19 protein-coding genes are annotated in these 16,967 nt (G+C 37.7%); 8 read left to right on the forward strand and 11 right to left on the reverse strand.

All coding sequences use genetic code 11. The features are described from left to right. The first annotated feature begins 99 nt into the window (after window positions 1-99). Complete coding sequence (mltF, locus tag DM558_RS12865; protein WP_127164358.1) at window positions 100-1,569, forward strand: membrane-bound lytic murein transglycosylase MltF; 1,470 nt, start codon at window positions 100-102, stop codon at window positions 1,567-1,569. On the opposite strand, the gene tadA is transcribed toward mltF, so the two are convergent. From tadA to DM558_RS12885, 4 genes are all read right to left on the reverse strand, one after another. Continuing rightward, entirely contained in the window at window positions 1,558-2,040 is a 483-nt protein-coding gene (gene tadA / locus DM558_RS12870) for a tRNA adenosine(34) deaminase TadA (protein ID WP_127164359.1), read from the reverse strand. The two genes, mltF and tadA, sit on opposite strands and share 12 nt — an antisense overlap. 1 nt (window position 2,041) lies before the next feature. Next, on the reverse strand, window positions 2,042-2,848 hold the full coding sequence (cpdA, locus tag DM558_RS12875; RefSeq protein WP_127164360.1) for a 3',5'-cyclic-AMP phosphodiesterase: 807 nt from the start codon (window positions 2,846-2,848) through the stop codon (window positions 2,042-2,044). Between the two features lie 70 nt (window positions 2,849-2,918). Further along, entirely contained in the window at window positions 2,919-3,488 is a 570-nt protein-coding gene (locus tag DM558_RS12880; RefSeq protein ID WP_127164361.1) for a DUF4124 domain-containing protein, read from the reverse strand. A 97-nt stretch (window positions 3,489-3,585) separates the two neighbouring features. Continuing rightward, window positions 3,586-4,443 (reverse strand): 23S rRNA (adenine(2030)-N(6))-methyltransferase RlmJ, encoded by an 858-nt coding sequence (locus DM558_RS12885; protein WP_127164362.1) that lies wholly within the window; start codon window positions 4,441-4,443, stop codon window positions 3,586-3,588. A gap of 181 nt (window positions 4,444-4,624) precedes the next feature. Between DM558_RS12885 and ppx the strand changes: the two genes are divergently transcribed. Both ppx and DM558_RS12895 read left to right on the forward strand, forming a co-directional pair. Further along, window positions 4,625-6,127, forward strand: a complete 1,503-nt coding sequence (gene ppx / locus DM558_RS12890; protein WP_127164363.1) for an exopolyphosphatase — start codon at window positions 4,625-4,627, stop codon at window positions 6,125-6,127. 11 nt (window positions 6,128-6,138) lie between these two features. Beyond that, a complete protein-coding gene (locus tag DM558_RS12895) occupies window positions 6,139-6,999 on the forward strand; it encodes a TraB/GumN family protein (RefSeq protein WP_127164364.1) in 861 nt (286 codons plus the stop codon). Between the two features lie 11 nt (window positions 7,000-7,010). On the opposite strand, the gene folM is transcribed toward DM558_RS12895, so the two are convergent. Continuing rightward, window positions 7,011-7,709: a dihydromonapterin reductase gene (gene folM, locus DM558_RS12900; RefSeq protein ID WP_127164365.1), complete on the reverse strand. Its 699-nt coding sequence runs from the start codon at window positions 7,707-7,709 to the stop codon at window positions 7,011-7,013. 137 nt (window positions 7,710-7,846) lie between these two features. Between folM and xerD the strand changes: the two genes are divergently transcribed. Then, the gene (gene xerD / locus DM558_RS12905; protein ID WP_127164366.1) at window positions 7,847-8,749 is read left to right on the forward strand and encodes a site-specific tyrosine recombinase XerD; all 903 of its coding nucleotides are present in this window, start codon (window positions 7,847-7,849) and stop codon (window positions 8,747-8,749) included. 32 nt (window positions 8,750-8,781) lie between these two features. Next, entirely contained in the window at window positions 8,782-9,279 is a 498-nt protein-coding gene (locus DM558_RS12910; protein WP_127164367.1) for an Lrp/AsnC family transcriptional regulator, read from the forward strand. A gap of 6 nt (window positions 9,280-9,285) precedes the next feature. Here DM558_RS12910 and DM558_RS12915 read toward each other — a convergent pair whose 3' ends face one another. From DM558_RS12915 to DM558_RS12930, 4 genes are all read right to left on the reverse strand, one after another. Further along, a complete protein-coding gene (locus tag DM558_RS12915; protein ID WP_127164368.1) occupies window positions 9,286-10,332 on the reverse strand; it encodes an alpha/beta hydrolase in 1,047 nt (348 codons plus the stop codon). Window positions 10,333-10,343: 11 nt separating this feature from the next. After that, window positions 10,344-10,787 (reverse strand): cyclophilin-like fold protein, encoded by a 444-nt coding sequence (locus tag DM558_RS12920; RefSeq protein WP_127164369.1) that lies wholly within the window; start codon window positions 10,785-10,787, stop codon window positions 10,344-10,346. A 24-nt stretch (window positions 10,788-10,811) separates the two neighbouring features. Further along, entirely contained in the window at window positions 10,812-11,828 is a 1,017-nt protein-coding gene (locus DM558_RS12925) for an alpha/beta hydrolase (RefSeq protein ID WP_407644322.1), read from the reverse strand. Between the two features lie 77 nt (window positions 11,829-11,905). Beyond that, window positions 11,906-13,114, reverse strand: coding sequence for an MFS transporter (locus DM558_RS12930; protein WP_127164371.1), 1,209 nt, complete (start codon window positions 13,112-13,114; stop codon window positions 11,906-11,908). Window positions 13,115-13,240: 126 nt separating this feature from the next. On the opposite strand from DM558_RS12930, the gene DM558_RS12935 reads away from it, so the two are divergent. Together DM558_RS12935 and acuI are read left to right on the forward strand one after the other, a co-directional pair. Then, window positions 13,241-14,134: a LysR family transcriptional regulator gene (locus tag DM558_RS12935; RefSeq protein ID WP_127164372.1), complete on the forward strand. Its 894-nt coding sequence runs from the start codon at window positions 13,241-13,243 to the stop codon at window positions 14,132-14,134. 32 nt (window positions 14,135-14,166) lie between these two features. Further along, window positions 14,167-15,171 carry an acrylyl-CoA reductase (NADPH) gene (gene acuI / locus DM558_RS12940; RefSeq protein ID WP_127164373.1) on the forward strand — a complete coding sequence of 335 codons (1,005 nt, stop codon included), beginning with the start codon at window positions 14,167-14,169 and terminating at the stop codon, window positions 15,169-15,171. A 68-nt stretch (window positions 15,172-15,239) separates the two neighbouring features. On the opposite strand, the gene DM558_RS12945 is transcribed toward acuI, so the two are convergent. Together DM558_RS12945 and DM558_RS15860 are read right to left on the reverse strand one after the other, a co-directional pair. Continuing rightward, the gene (locus DM558_RS12945) at window positions 15,240-15,665 is read right to left on the reverse strand and encodes a carbonic anhydrase family protein (protein ID WP_267128182.1); all 426 of its coding nucleotides are present in this window, start codon (window positions 15,663-15,665) and stop codon (window positions 15,240-15,242) included. A 34-nt stretch (window positions 15,666-15,699) separates the two neighbouring features. Continuing rightward, window positions 15,700-15,897 carry a hypothetical protein gene (locus DM558_RS15860; RefSeq protein WP_228411756.1) on the reverse strand — a complete coding sequence of 66 codons (198 nt, stop codon included), beginning with the start codon at window positions 15,895-15,897 and terminating at the stop codon, window positions 15,700-15,702. Window positions 15,898-16,419: 522 nt separating this feature from the next. Between DM558_RS15860 and DM558_RS12950 the strand changes: the two genes are divergently transcribed. Next, window positions 16,420-16,908, forward strand: coding sequence for a pilin (locus tag DM558_RS12950; protein ID WP_127164374.1), 489 nt, complete (start codon window positions 16,420-16,422; stop codon window positions 16,906-16,908). Window positions 16,909-16,967: the final 59 nt, after the last annotated feature.

The following is a 16,967-nucleotide window of genomic DNA, read 5'->3' on the forward strand; positions in this document are numbered from 1 at the left end:
TTTACTATAGACTTTTTAAATGTTATAAGTTGAGTTAGCTTGTATTTTTCTTACTTTAGCTAGTTAAATGCAGAGTGTTTATTGGAATTAATTAGATGTATGAAAGAAAATTTAAAATACCGATCTTCTAAAGTATTTTTTTTGTGGATACTTTTGGGAATTTTTGGCTCGCTCCTTGTAGCTTGTGATGCGGATCTATCCTCTGTAAGTGCATTAGAAAAAATAAAACAAGAAGGGGTCTTACATGTGGTTACTTACAATAGCCCGATGACTTATTTTGAAGACCGCTCTGGAAAAACTGGTTTTGAATATGAGTTGGTTAAAAAGTTTGCAGAGAGTTTAGGGGTAAAACTGCAAATTGAGCAGGTCAATAATTTAGATGATGTTTATAGCAGTGTAGAAAGTAATGCACATTTTTTAGGAGCTGCTAATTTAGTTAAAACAAGTTATAGAGAGCAACAAGTAACTTTTTCAAAGCCCTATTTATTAGTTGATGCATTGGTGGTTTATCATAAATCAGCGCAGCGCCCTACAAGAGTGGAAGACTTATTGGGTAAATCTATTCTCGTTGTTAAGGGGAGTAGTCAGGCTGACGAACTAAAAAAGCTAAAAGAAAAATACCCTGATCTAATGTATCAAGAGTCTGATGTAATTGATGTTATTGATTTATTACAACAGGTAGAAGATCAAAAAACAGATATTGTGATACTTAATAAAAACGTGTTAGCAATGACACAAGTTTATTACAGTAATATCAGAATTGGCTTTTCCCTAATTAAAGACCAGCCGATGGCATGGATAGTTGCTAAAAATGATGACAGCAGTTTAATTGATGCTGTTGATGCGTTTATAGACGAGTCTGAATCAAATGGGTTATTAGAGCGATTAAATGATCGTTTTTTTGGGCATATTGATGTTTTAGGCTATGTAGGAGCCTATTCATTCGCTAAACATTTACAAGAAAGATTACCTAAGTATGAAAAATACTTTATTCAGTACGCTAAAAACAATGATTTGGATTGGAAGTTATTAGCGGCTATTGGTTACCAAGAGTCTCACTGGAACCCCGATGCTGTTTCTCCCACAGGCGTGAGAGGGCTTATGATGTTAACGCAAAACACAGCAAAAGCGATGGGGGTTGAAAATCGTTTAGATCCAGGGCAGAGCATCATGGGCGGAGCAAAACTCCTTAGTATTTTAAAAGAGGGTGTCAGTAAAGATGTTGTCGGACGTGATCGTACTTTTTTTGCATTAGCCGCTTATAATATGGGGCAGGGACATTTGGCAGATGTTCAGAAAATAGCTGAGTTAAATAATATGAATCCCAATGCTTGGCGTGATGTTAATCAGGTATTGCCACTAATTGCACAGAAAAAATGGTATACGCAAGTGCGTTATGGGTATGCGCGAGGGCTTGAAACAAAACAGTTTGTTCGTAATATAAGGCGCTATTATGATATTCTCAGTTGGTTAGGTTATTCACAGCGTGAGGTCATGACGGGGCTTCCTAAATTACATGTGCCATCACTAAGCCGTAAAGAGCTATCTGAAACGACCTCACTGCTTTAATCGTCTTTCCTTAAAAAAACTTTTGAGTAGGTTGCTGCACTCCTCAGCGAGTACACCGCCTTCGATAATAGGGCGGTGGTTAAGAAAGCTCTTTTCAAAAAACTCATCTTGGCTTGTAATAATGCCAGCTTTTGGTTCAGTAGTACCAAAAACGAGGCGTTTAATACGCGCATGGACAAGTAAGCCCGCGCACATACTGCAAGGTTCTAATGTGACATAGAGGGTTGTGTCAGGAATGCGGTAGTTTTGTAATGTTTGGGCTGCCTCATAGATAGCAATCATTTCAGCGTGGGCACGAGGGTCATTTTTTGTAATTGGTTGGTTAAAGCCTCTGCCTATAATAGTATCGTTATGGACAACGACAGCCCCTACAGGAACCTCCCCTAGAAGAGCGCCTTCTTTTGCCAGTACTATTGCCTGTTGCATAAAGTAGAGATCTTGAGCGCGATTAATGACGATTGGCTTTACCATATTAATAACGCGTTGCTTCTAAGTTAATGGGGTAGGCAGACTCATCAAGTCTTGAAATACCCGTATCGATAGTGCCATCATTGAACAATTTGATCCAACGATAACCAGGAGCCTGTGTATCGATTTTAAAGTCTGCTGAGTTAGGTGCAAATTGTATGCAAGTAGACGGTGTCGCAAATAAGTAAGTGCCTCGATAGTAGACTTCAAATTCTTGATGGATGTGTCCACATAGAATAACATTAGCATTGAGATGCCCTTCTAGGCGCTCTAAAAGCTTCCAAGAGTCTTGCAGCTTAATCTCATTTAACCATGTGTTTGTGCATGAAAAAACAGGGTGATGAAGACAAATAAGGTGGAAGCGGTCGGGGTGATCTTTCAACGATTGTGATAGGTTGTTGAGTTCATCTTCTGAGATTCTTCCGCAATTTTCACCGATGGACTGAGAGTTAAGCGTAATAATACGCCAAAACTCACCAAGGTTTTGTTGTTTAGTGAGATATTGCTGAAAAGTAAGGCGATCTTTTACACATGAAAAGTTATCATGGTTACCCGCCGCCCATAAAGAGGGCGTTGCGAGTTGGTTGAGTTGCTCTTGGAAAAGTTCATATGATTCAAGGCTGCCATCTTGAGAAATATCGCCTGTAGCGAGTACTAAATCAATATCCGAATGGTTTTTTTGAATCATAGCAACAACACTATTTAAACTTTCGGCGGTAGGTATACCTAAAAGGGTTTTTTTGGCATCAGCAAACAGATGACAATCGGTTAGTTGTATGCAAAGAGAATAGTTTTTTGATTTGGCTATCATGATAGAAGAGCATGGTTATTTAAAGGTTTTAGTATAGCCGATAAAACCCGCTCTTTTAATAGCCCAGTTGTTAGAAAGTTGATAATTCTTTTAAGCAGTTGCCGCGCGTTTCTAGTGTTGTCTGTTCAGCGATACAGTTTGATATAGCTTTTATCTGTGGTTCTTTTGAAAAGTCATCCACGCAAATATCGTTGAACTTAGTGTCGGAGCTTATGTCTTCAAGTTTAGTGATAAACTTTTTTGTTTGCTCATATTCTTCTGGTGTAATATTTTTTTCTTGAAACTCTTTATCATTTGTTTGTCGTAAATAAAACGAAACATCTTTGATATTGGATCGGATTGTTTGGCAGGATGCTCTTTTTAATCTGAGTTGTTGTTGAGCCACTTCCTGTTCTTTTTGATCAGGTGTTTTTTGTTGCTCTTCAAAAATAATTGTTTTCGAATCTTTAGCTACTTCTAGCTTCTTTGGGGGAAGGTCTGACGGTTGTGGGGGCATTTTTGAGTAATGCCATTTACCTGTGGCATCTTGCCATTTATAAAGTGTTTTATCGTCGGCTTTTTGTCCGATAGCCAATGAGGCGCTCATTGCTAATGTAAGCCCAACGAAACTAAGAGTAATTATGTTAGTAATGCGCATCATGATAAAGTCGTATTTAAAAAATATTGAAATTAGTTAAGATCAAAGATTGCATAATATGTAATAAAATGACAAATTGTGTCATAAAATTAATCGCATATTATTTTTTTGTTACAGTACTTACCTCTTCTATTAACCAGTTAATTTGCCATTTTCCAGTATCTTCCGTTAAAACATTCGTCAGAAAAGGCAATAAAGAAAGTAGTTCACTTTCTAATTTCCAAGGTGGATTTGCAATAATCATTCCAGAACCGTTAAGACCTAAGTCATTATCTGTAGGTTTTATCATTAATTCCGCTTTTAATAGTTTAGGAGCGTTTGATTGTTTTAGACTATTATAAAAATGATTAAGTGTTTTTTGATCTTTTATTGGATACCAAATAATAACGATAGCTTGACGCATACGTTTGATAGACTCAGTAAGACTCTTAACACAAAGTTCAAGCTCATTTTCCTGTTCAAAAGGAGGGTCGATGAGTACGACAATTCTTTTTTCCTTTGTCGGTAATACTGCTTTAGGCAGTAACCAACCATCTTGGCAATGAATGGTTGTGTTTCCATCATGTTTGAAGTTCTTTTTTAACACTAAGCTATCTTCTGGGTGTTTTTCATTCAAAATTATATGGTCTTGTGGTCGCATTAACACTTTTGCTATTGTAGGAGAACCTGGATAGTAGCGTAAGGTGTTTGAGATATTTAGTGCTTTTATGATGTCGATATAGGGGGTTATTAATGCTGGAGGATTGGGTGTATCAAATAAAGGTTTTATTCCTTCGAGCCACTCACCTGTACGACTGGCTTCAGAAGCTTGCAGGTCATATAAGCCAATGCCTGCATGTGTATCTAGATAAGCAATAGGGGTATCTTTTTGAGTGAGTAGCGTTATTATACGGCTTATAACAATGTGTTTTAGCACATCGGCGTGATTCCCTGCATGGAATGCATGGCGGTAATTCATAATAAGGTCCTGTAAATTCAAAAAGATAATATCTTTTTAATGTTTAAATAGGCGAACATTGTCAGATAGGGTTACAATACACAAAAATAGTATTACTTATGATGTCTAATTATACGATTGAACATCAAGTATAATATTTCATGTTTATATTTTATATCATTAATTGTTAAGAAGCTTATATATGGTTGCTAAAAATACTCACTCTACAATTGCTACAATAGATCTAGGCTCTAATAGTTTTCATATGCTATTAGCAAAAATAGATGATGATAAAGTGCGGGTGCTTGAACAATTGGGAGAGAAAGTGCAATTGGCCGCCGGTATTAATCAAGACTTACAATTAGATGAAGCCTCGATGGAGCGGGGATATGAGTGCTTAAAGCGTTTTGCTCAGTTTGTAAGTGATATGCCATTAGACTGTGTTCGAGTCGTAGGAACTAACGCACTAAGAGAAGCAAGAAACCGAAAAGTATTTATTAAGAAGGCTGAAGAAATTTTACAACATCCGATTGAGATTATTTCTGGTCGAGAAGAGGCAAGATTAATTTACGTCGGTGTGGCACATACATTACGTAGCTCCAAAGAAAAGCGATTAGTTATTGATATCGGTGGTGGGAGTACAGAGATTATTATTGGTCGAGACCTGGATACTTTGCTATTAGAAAGTTTGCAAATGGGTTGTGTTAGCTATAATAAGCGTTTCTTCATGGGGGAGAAATTAACAGCAAACCGTTATGCACAAGCTTATACCTCTGCTCGTTTAGAGCTTATGTCGGTTGAACAATCGATACAAAAAATGGGCTGGCAAGAAATAGTAGGGTGCTCAGGAACTATTAAGGCTATAGCGAACGCTTGTAAGTTTGCAGGTTTCACAACACCTGATGCTGATATTACAAGGGAAGGTATTATTTGGTTAAAGCAAGAAATTTTAAAGCTTGGTGATGTGGAAAAATTAAATATTGATGGGATTAAAAATGATCGTAAAGCGATTTTACCGTCAGGTTTAGCTATTCTAGAAGCTGTTTTTGATGCGCTTAATCTAGATAAAATGATTTATTCTGAGGGCGCTTTACGAGAAGGTGTTTTGTATGATCAACTAGGCCGTGATTCCAGTGAAAATGCTCAAGAGCGCACCATTGCTTCTTTGCAAGAACGTTATCGTGTCGATATAGAGCAGGCAAAACGTGTCTCAGATAAGGCTTTAGAGGCGTTAGCACAAGTAGCTGACGTATGGGAGCTAGAGGATGAACGATACGCAGAGCTCCTTGATTGGGCTGCTAAAGTTCATGAAATAGGCTTAGATATTGCTCATTATCAGTACCATAAGCATAGCGCTTATTTATTAGAGTATTCAGATTTATTAGGCTTTTCTAGACGAGAACAACAATCGTTGGCCTTATTGGTTAGAGGGCATCGTCGTAATATTCCGAGAGATAAGTTTGAGGACGCGGTTGAGGACAGTGAATCATTGCTTAGACTCTGTATTTTATTAAGATTTGCTATCTTATTCCACCATATTAGAAGTGATCAGAATGGTCCACAAGTCAAGCTTATTGCCTCTAATAAAAAATTAAAAATACAATTCCCTGAGGATTGGTTAGAGAATAATCCTTTAACCTTTGCTGATTTTACTCAAGAGGCTGTTTGGTTAAAGCGTATTGGCTATGAGTTAGTTGTTTCTTAGTGTTAACCGTTATGATTAAGTTTAGAGTCTATGTCTATTTATTAATTATAGCGCTAGCCTCCAATACAATATTTGCCAAGAGTAGTGTTTGGGTGGTAGAGAAGAATGGGCATAGTATTATTATAGCGGGCAGTGTTCATTTAGTTCACCCTTCTCAGTTGCCGCTACCTCCTGAATACCTTAAGGCATTTGCCTTTTCTAAGCGTGTGGTCTTTGAAATAGATTTAAGTGAAATGAATCAAGGTACGTCGTTAGCAAAAATGATACAGACATTTAAGCTAAAGGGAACAACTTTAGATAAAACCTTAAGACCCGAAGTTTGGCAAGAGCTAAATGTAGTAATGAAGCAGTACCGTGTCCCCCATTCTTTACTAGCCTATGATGCTGCTTTTATGAGTTTTTCGTTGCCTTTAATTATTTGGCAAAATCAAGGTTATCGAGAAGGGATCGATAAACTATTATATGATAAAGCCAAACAAGAAAATAAAGAAATCATTGGGTTAGAAACATTTGATGAGCAATTAAAGGCATTGGCTATTCTCCAAGAAATAGATCCTAACTTATTGATGCAAGAGACATTAAGAGAAATAACAAATCCACAATTTTCTTTAGATGCTTTAATTAAAGACCTTTATCAAGGTCAGCAAACGGTTTTGAATGAACAATTAGCAATTTATAATACGAAAGAAATGGAACCTTTTTATCAAGTCCTCTTAGTTAGTCGTAATAAAGCATGGATTCCTAAAATTGATCAATTTGCAAAGGATTCAGTAAAAACAATGGTTATAGTAGGTGCTATGCACCTAGCAGGCAATGATAGTGTTTTGCAACTATTAAAGGCGCAGGGTTATAAGATTCGTTATTACGAGTAGTAAACTCTCTGCTACTTTAAATGACGTCCACCATTAATATGCAGTATTTCTCCTGTGATATTAGTACTTTCTAATAAGTAATTAATTGCTTTAAAAATTTCTTGTTCACCCGGAACAATGCCCAGTAATGATTTGTTAATTGCATGCTGTTTATAGTCATCTGAGTCATGTTCATTAAACATCACTAAGGCGGGGGCGATACAATTTACTTTAACATGAGGTGCAAACGATTTTGCAAAGGATAATGTTAAGTTTGTTAGTCCAGCTTTACTAGCACAATAAGCGATATGATCAGCACTGCCTTTTCGAATGTTATCATCTGTAACATGAATGATATCTGCTGAGGAAGAAGCCATTAATAAGTGTTTGCAATGTAGATTAATTAAATAGGGAGCTTGAATGTGTACCGCTAATAGCGTGCTCATTGCCTCTCCAGTTGTATCATCTTTAACCCATGTTGACGCATTGTGAATAATGGCGCGTAGTGAAGATGTCGTCTTTTTTAGCTCATCAATAAAGGTGAGAATACTTTGGTTGTCTTGAAAGTTAGCCTGAATTAATTGTGCACCTTTATCTCTTAATACATTAAGCGCATCACGTTCTTGACGGTAAGTCGCTATCACAGGAAATCCTTGTTCTAGCCATTGCAGTGCACAATAGAATCCTACACGTTGCCCTGCACCGGTAATTAAAATAGGCGATGTTTTCATGTTCGGTTTCCTAAGTCGCGCTAATAGTTTATGAATGTTATTATAAAAGGAGTACACTATCAAAGTGAAACGAATCCGCTTAGTTAATCATGGTTAGATAGGCCATTGGAATAGATCAAACGTGTAAGAGAAATATAATGGCTGACAAAGAACATACTCCTCCCATTATTAATCAATATATTGAAATGCTTTGGCTAGAGAAAGGTTTGTCAGAGCATAGTCAAGCTAGTTATTTAAGCGATCTACGCCATTTTCATCAATGGTTGACTAAGCAGGGGCTGACAATTAGTGAAGCACAACGAGATAATATATTAAGCTACCTGTCTTTACGCTTAAAAAAAGGCTATAAGGCAAGATCAACCGCCAGATTATTATCTGCATTACGTAGTTTTTACCGTTATCTTGTTCGAGAAGGCTTACGTGAGTCTGACCCAACACTACAAATAGAAATGCCTAAATTAGGCCAACCTTTACCTAAAACGTTATCTGAGCAAGATGTTGAGGCGTTATTATCAGCGCCTGATACTGAAGAACTAATAGGCTTAAGAGATAAAGCAATGCTTGAAGTGCTTTATGCTTGTGGTTTGAGGGTGAGCGAGCTAATTAGTTTAACGTTAGAGCAAGTTAACTTAAGGCAAGGGGTATTAAAAGCTTTCGGTAAGGGGCGTAAAGAGCGGCTTGTTCCTCTGGGTGAAGAGGCTATTATTTGGCTTGAACAATATTTGCGATCAGGTAGGGCGTTACTTTTAGGGGGGAAGATTAGTGATGTACTCTTTCCCAGTACACGTGGTGATATGATGACAAGGCAAACGTTTTGGCATCGTATAAAATATTATGCCAAAATAGCAGGTATTAACAAGTCGCTATCCCCTCATACCTTAAGACATGCTTTTGCGACACATCTTTTAAACCATGGTGCTGATTTGCGGGTGGTACAAATGCTCTTAGGGCATAGTGATTTATCAACTACACAAATATATACACACATAGCTCAAGCGCGTTTACAAGATTTACATGCTAAACATCATCCGCGGGGTTAGCCGTAGGCAACTAACTTAATGAAGAAGACGATATGGAAAAGCTAGACCGTTACGATTTACACATTTTAGAGTTATTACAAAAAGATGCGAGTTTGTCTAATCATGAGTTGGCTAATCAAATAGGGTTGTCACCCTCCCCTTGTTCTAGACGTATTAAGCAATTGATTGATGCAGGGTACATTTCTAAACAAGTGGCGCTACTTAATCCCAAAAAATTGGGATTGAGTTTAACCGTTTTTGTGTTGATAGGGATGGATCGTCATACACCTGAGCGCTTTGACCATTTTCAATCCATTTTAAAAAAGCATCCTGAGGTGATTGAGTGTTGTTTGATTACGGGGATGGACGCAGATTATCAGTTAAAAGTGATTGTGCCAGATATCGACTGTTATCAAAAATTTTTACTGGGTACGTTAACTCGAATTGAGGGAGTAACCAGTGTTCGATCTTGTTTTGTACTTAATCAAATTATTTCTAAAACACAGATGCCTTTAAATTTTATTACTGAACAGAGCAAGGAGTCATCATAGACTCCTTTATTTAGATAAAAGCGTATTGGTTAGGTATTTATCAAAAAAGGCTGCGCTAGTATTAAAATAACGTTTAGCTTCTGGTGAGTCAGGTATCATCAAATATTGAGCATGAGAAAGCCCTTCTAATACTATTAAGTCTGCAATACTTCCTGCATCGCGTAGCTTTAAATGCATTCTAATGGTATTGCTTAAGAAGAGATCTCGTGTTCCTGTTACGAGTAATGTGGGAGGAAAGCCTGCTACATTACCATAAATGGGAGAAAGTAATGGCTCTTTCAGGTCATGGCCATTAGCGTAAAGTTTGGCTGCATCTCCTAACCAGCCGTCATAGCTCACCAAGACATTATCAATGCCTTCATGGGTAAAATAAGAGTCACCTGTTTTAGTTAAATCTGTCCAAGGTGTTCCGACTACAATAGCCGCGGGCATGGGTAGATTATTTTCTTTAATTTTAAGCATCAGCGCTAACGTCATGCCACCCCCAGTGGAGGTACCAAACACACCAATATTTTTTGCTGGGTAGGTTTTTAATAATGCTTGATAGGCTGCCAATGCATCATCTATTGCCGCAGGAAAAGGGTGATCGGGTGGCATACGGTAATCGATAGAGAAAACTTTAATTTTTCCATAGCCTGCCATCATGATGGCTTCATCCGTCCCTGCTTCTCCGGGGTTTAAGACATAACCCCCACCGTGTAGGTGAAGTAAAACGCGGTGCGCATTGTTAGCTGCTATTTGCTGCGGTGTAATGATAAAACTGGGTACACCTGCAAGTTTTGTTGATTCAACGCTGACATGCATTTGCTCACGTAAGGCCGGCAGTTTTTTAATCGTGTCATGCGCGAGTTGATTAACCCATTGTTTCCATGCTTGTGGTGTTTTAGGGTGCTCATTCCAATCAGGAAATGGTTGCTCTGACACCAAAGGTTGTATTTCTTGGCTGACCGTTGCAGGTGTTGGAAAGTGTTGTATGTTAATAAGCTGTGCTTGGGCACTTACCAAGTTGCTGGCGCAGGCAAGTAAGAGTAAATATATTGGTTTAAGCTTCATCCTGTGCTCCTTTAATCCATCCGCTCTAAGGTTACGGTAATATTTTGTTTAAGTGCAGCTAATTGCTCTTTACCTGATACGATGGTACCTAGTGCATAGACGCCATTTGCTTGGCCATAACCTTTATATAATAAGGCTAAATTACCCCAAGACGCATAGTAGGTGAAATCACTCTGAGTGGTTTTAGCCAGTGGTGTTTCTTGCAGTATTAGCTTGTTAGGTAAATAAGCAATTTTTTCAGTACGGGCAAAGTCAGATAACGCCAATGAAAGAGGAAGCTGATTAAGTAATTGTCGACTGGCGGAGTTATCAAACAGCGCAATAATAATGGGCTGCTGATTAATGTTCATTTTAATATGGGCTAGCGTTTTTGTTGATGGCGTATTGGCGTAACTATGCAAACAAAATACCATGAGTAGGCTGGAGAGCAGTATTTTATGACGTAACTTAATCATAGCGTCCTCTTTCAATATGGCTGACTATTGCTGTAAGTTTTGTTTAAAGAAGTGGGTTAATTTGTCAAAGGGAATTAAGTTGACTCGATCGTATAGATCAACGTGGCCAGCCCCTTTTACATAATAAAGTTCTTTAGGTTCTGCGGCGCGTTTATAAGCATCTTCACTAAACTCTTTTGAGTGCGCTTGGTCTCCTGTAATAAATAGCAGTGGGCGAGGAGAGATAGTTTCTATGTCATTGAATGGATAGAAATTCATGAATTTAACGTTACTGGTTAAAGTTGGATGAGTGGTCAGCTCAGGCGATTGGCCTTTCGGTGTAAACTCACCCCGTGGTGTACGGTAAAAATCAAAAAATTCACGCTCAATTGGGCTAGAGTTTTCATTGATTTCATGCACAGTACCGCTGGTGTAAAGTGTTTTGCCCCCAGTAAACTCAACATAGCGTTGCTCAGCAGCTTGGGTAATGATTTGTTTTCTTTGTTCTAGGGTTAAAGAGTGATTAAGTGCATCGCGATTGGCTGCCCCCATGTCATACATGCTGACGGTAGCAATGGCTTTTAGGCGAGGATCAATTTTGGCGGCACTGATGGCAAAACTACCACTACCACAAATACCAATCACACCAATACGTTCTTTATTAATAAAGGGGCGTGTACCTAAAAAGTCTACCGCTGCGCTAAAGTCTTCTGCATAAATATCAGGAGAAACAGCATTGCGTGATGTTCCCTCACTTTCACCCCAAAATGAAAGGTCAATGGCTAAAGTAACAAAGCCTTGCTCGGCCATTTTAGTGGCGTAGAGATTAGCACTTTGCTCTTTAACAGCCCCCATTGGGTGGCCAATAATAATAGCAGGGTATTTTTCTCCTTCTTTCATCGCTTTTGGCATAAATAAATTACCGGTTACCTTCATGTTGTATTGGTTTTTAAAGATAACAGTTTGTTTTGTAACACGTTCACTTTGATAAAAGTTATCAGCTCCGTTTGACATGTCTTGCCCCCTTGCAGTAAATGATAAAATAATTCCCATGATGACCATCCATATGGTGATGAGGGATAAATTAAGGTGTTTTTTCATGGATAAGCTCCTTGATTAGTCTCGTAAGATGGTGAGTTTTAGAAGGGTTTCCCCGTGATTGTGTTATACAGTGAAAAGCTTAACTTCATCACCAAAATAGCCAATAGCATAATGCTAGCGGCACTGATAAAGAGACCCCCACTACCAAAGTGATCAAATACCAAGCCGCCCATCGCTGCGGCTAAACCAATAGAAAACTGAATAGCCGCAACGCTAAGCCCACCCATTAGTTCAGCCTTATCGGCCAACGTGCGAGTAATCCATGTTGACCAGCCCACAGGAATAAAGCCAAATAGAAGCCCCCAAAACACAACCATTACTGTGTTACTTGTTATGTGATGTGGCGTGAAAAATAAACTCAGGGCAATGATAGCTAAGAGTAAATGTACTGTAATCATGGTAGGTTTGAAGTAGCGCCCTAAAAAGAGCCCCGCGATGAAAGTTCCTACACAGTTTGCAATACCGAAAATCAGTAGCATCAAGGTAAGTTTGGTTGAGGTCAGCTGTAAATTAAATTGTAAAAAAGGTCTTAGATAACTAAAGAAAACATGATAACCACCATAGCTTAGAATGGTGCCGATAATACCTACCAATACCCATGATTGTTTTAACAAATCAAACATGGTACGAAAACTATTGCCTGCTTGTGCGGGTAGTGACGGCAGTGATACCAATTGCCAGATAAGCGCGGCTAACCCCATCGTAGCAGAAAGGATAAAAACATTGCGCCAACCGATTAAATCACCTAAATAACTTGAAAGGGGAAGAGCAATGATGGTAGCGACGGACACCCCTGCATAAACAATACTCAGTGCGCGGGGTACATCTTTTGGTGGTGCAAGTTGTAAAGTAACTGCTGATGCCATTGACCAAAAACCACCCACACAAATGCCTAGTAACCCTCTGCCTATAAGCATCACCCCATAATTAGGTGCAAATGCTACCATCAGATTTGAGGCAATAACCATTGCAGAGAAACATAATAAAATAAGCTTGCGGTTAATTGTTTTTGTGAGGGGGGAAAGTAATAAACTGGTTATTACAGCAAATACACCCACCATGGTAATGCTCTGACCTGCCACCCCCTCACTAATGTTTAAGTCGTGAGCGATTGGGGTTAATAAACTGATAGGCGTGAACTCTGCGGCAATTAAACTGGTGACCCCCATAAATAAAGAAAAAATAGCTGACCAATAGGCTTGTTTAGGTATTGAAGGATTTAAAGTGATTTTTATTGCTTTAGCCATGTTTTTATAAATACTCGATTAAGATATGCTGTTTTAATTCTAATTACATGGCATATGAATAACAAATACCTATATTTTATGGTATATAATGCTTTTTAAGCATGGGCAAAATTTGTAGAGGATTTTATGGATATCCGAGTGTTAAGGTATTTTCTAGCTGTAGCTAACGAGGGAAGTATTACAGCTGCTGCAAATGCGCTATATTTAACGCAGCCAACGTTATCAAGACAATTAAAAGAATTAGAGGAAGAGTTAGGTAAAAAGCTGTTTCATCGCAGTAATCAGCGTATTAGTTTAACTGAGGAAGGTATTTTATTACGTAAACGTGCTGAAGAAATCTTAGAGCTTGTACACAAAACCAAGGCGGAGTTTGTCGATTTAGATGAAACTATTAGTGGTGATATTCATATCGCCTGTGGTGAAACAGAGGTAATCAGCTACATTGCGCGTATTGCTAAAGAGATGCGAGCGCAATATCCTAGAATACGTTTTCATTTTTACAGTGGTAATGCTGAATACGTTACAGAAAAATTAGATAAAGGGCTTATTGATTTTGGCATTGTAATAGAGCCTGTCGATGTGTCGAAGTATTATTATCTTGATATGCCTAGTCAAGATACATGGGGATTATTAATGCGTAAAGATAGTCCATTAGCCAATCATGAAACTATAAGCGTTAAAGATTTATTACCGTTACCTATTATTTGTTCAAGGCAGTTAATAACTGAAACTTCATCTAAAAATCATGTGAATAATTGGTTTGGTGATCATGTTGTAAAGCTTAATATTGTTGCCACGTATAACTTGATTTTTAATGCAGCAGTTCTTGTAAGAGAAGGGGTGGGTTATGCCATTACCCTTGATAAATTGGCCAATACCAGTGAAGAAAGTGAAATATGCTTTAAGCCATTTTCACCTAGACTTACTTCTGGCCTTAATATTATTTGGAAAAAGGATCAGGTATTTTCTAAGGCGAGCGAGTTATTTTTGAGGAAAGCCAAAGCGCTTTGCCAATCATAAGTGTTTGTAATTCATTATAGAGGTAAACAAGTATGTCATTTAATGCTATTTTATTAGAAAAAAATGAAACAAGTGGATTTACAGCTTCTATTAAAGTCCTGTCAAAAGAGACGTTATTACAACAACAGGGTGATACATTAATAAAAGTTCAATATTCTAGTATTAACTATAAAGATGCCTTAGCGCTCACTAATAAAGGGCCTGTTGTTCGATCATGGCCTATGGTGCCTGGTATTGATGGTGTTGGGGTAGTAGTTAAGTGTGATAGTGGACGTTATAAAACTGGCGATCAGGTTATTCTAAATGGTTGGGGTTGTGGTGAAAATCATTGGGGTTGTTTGGGACAATATGCTTATTTACAATCAGGTTGGTTAATTCCACTACCTGATAAGTTTACTCCTCAACAAGCCATGGCGATGGGTACGGCGGGTTATACGGCAGCGCTCTGTGTGCAACGTATTATTGAGCATGGTGTGAAACCAGAACAAGGCAGTGTTTTGGTTACAGGCGCTTCTGGTGGAGTAGGGTCGGTGGCAATTGCGTTGCTTACCAAATTGGGTTATCAAGTAACAGCGGCTACTTCGAAAACAGGAGAGGTTAATTATTTAAAACAATTAGGTGCGGTTGATTTTATCGATAGCCAAGCTTTTAAAGGAGCCGGAAAGCCATTGCAAAAAGAGTGCTGGTCTGCTGCTATTGATGTATTAGGTTCTCATGCGTTGGCTAATGTGTGTGCACAAATAAATTATGGTGGCATAGTGGCAGCTTGCGGCTTAGCGCAAGGGTTGGATTTTCCGACAACCGTCGCTCCTTTTATTTTAAGAGGGGTAACTTTAGCAGGTGTAGATAGTGTAATGGCTTCTTATGATAAGCGTTTAATCGCATGGAATCTTTTGGCTAAATATATTGATAGTGGCTTACTTAATCAAATTGCTAAAACTATTCCTTTAAGTGAGTGCATGGAGGTTGCTAATCAAATGATAGCAGGACGAATTAAAGGGCGATTTATTGTGGATGTTAATGTAAGTAGTGAGTAGCGATAATTATTTTTTGTTTGTATGACTCCCATGAATGGTTTAAAAATAATATCATGGGAGTTTTTTTATTATAACTCAACGATTTGACGGCCATTAAGTGGTTGTGGTGGTCGGTTATTTTTACTATTTAATAAGGTAGTAAGTTCTTGTATTTGCTCCTTTGACATTTTTGTGAATTGCTTCATTACTATCCAAATAACGCCCTCTGAGCATGGGGGAGTAGTTAATGATCCGCTGTATCGATAATAATGTGTATCTTTTGGAAGTAATGTTTCAAGTTGAAGAGTCTCTTCTATACGATTAACATCATTAATTCCTTTGGGCGATAGATTAATAATTTTATTAATCGTTGGGTTTGCTTCCCCTACTGTAGCCATGACAGCAACAACGGCTAATTGTCCTTCTTTATTAGTATGTACAAAGTGCATTTCTATAGGATAAGAATTTCCATTAAGGAGATTTTCACTGGGTGTGTGAAAGTGAAACTGTTCCATTGTGAAACTTTGCCCGTCAATATTTATTCCATCGCTATTTTTTGTATTTATTTGGATCATGAATATCGATAGGGAACTGGTTTTTCCCCGTTTTACACATTGCCCAATCAGGGCGTAGATCTTCCCAGTTTTGCGGTGCTCCTTTGCCATTATAAGACCAATGTTCTTCTGCAATAGTTGAATTAACTAAAGATATGAATAATACAGATAAGAAATAACCTTTAAATTTCATTTACAATCTCCGATGCGCTAGCGCTATATATTGCTTTGATATTAAGGTTTACAGGATACGATTTAAAAAAAGTTGTACTATGCAATAAATTATGGTCGCGTTCTTTTATACTTTTTAACTATAAAAATTCGAAAGAAGTAGGCGATTTGAGAAAATTAAAGACTAAACCAAATGATCAACAGATCAAGCCAGTAAAGATAGTCTGCTATTGAGGGATTACATATGTATGAAGTTTGGCTATCTATAAACTAACAAAAATAGTCTCAATATGATTAATGACATTTTGTGTTGGTTTATGTAACTAATAAGATTAATAATAGTAAAAAATGACAAAAAATGTCAGGCAATGAAATTTTTTTTGGGGGAGAAAAAAAAAGGTTTTTTAATAACATGTTGAAATTAATTGATTTATTGTTTTTTATTAAAAGTTGGCATGCTATGTGCTTACTATATAATTAGTCAGAAGGCAGATACAGGCAGTAAATGTCTTTGATTAAATCAAAAGTATATTGGAGAAATCACATGAAAGCAATGCAAAAAGGTTTTACATTAATCGAATTAATGATCGTAATCGCAATTATCGGTATTTTAGCAGCGATTGCTATCCCAGCTTACCAAGATTATATCGGTCGTTCTCAAATGGCTGAAGCATTAAGCTTAGCTTCTGGTCAAAAAGGTGCAGTGGCTGAGTACTATAGTTCTAATACTGCTTGTCCAGATAATGCAAAAACAAACTATGAAAATGGTGGTATTGCTAAAAAATCACAAATTTCTGGTAAATATGTTCAAGAAGTAACTGTGGGTAGCGGTGGTAGTACTATTATAATTTCTGGAACGACTAGTGCAACATCAACATGTGATATTAAAGCAAAAATGAGATCCGCTAATGTTGCGCAAGGTATTATGGGCAAAACTTTAACATTAGGTATGGTTCCTACTTCAGGTGCTTTCCAATGGGGTTGTACAAGTGATGCTGATAACAAATTCTTACCAGCTACTTGCCAAAAATAATTAGTTTGGTGTTAAAAAACCCTGCTTAGCAGGGTTTTTTTTGGTTTGGAATAACTTGT

The sequence above is a fragment of the Entomomonas moraniae genome, from assembly GCF_003991975.1.
Lineage (GTDB): Bacteria > Pseudomonadota > Gammaproteobacteria > Pseudomonadales > Pseudomonadaceae > Entomomonas > Entomomonas moraniae.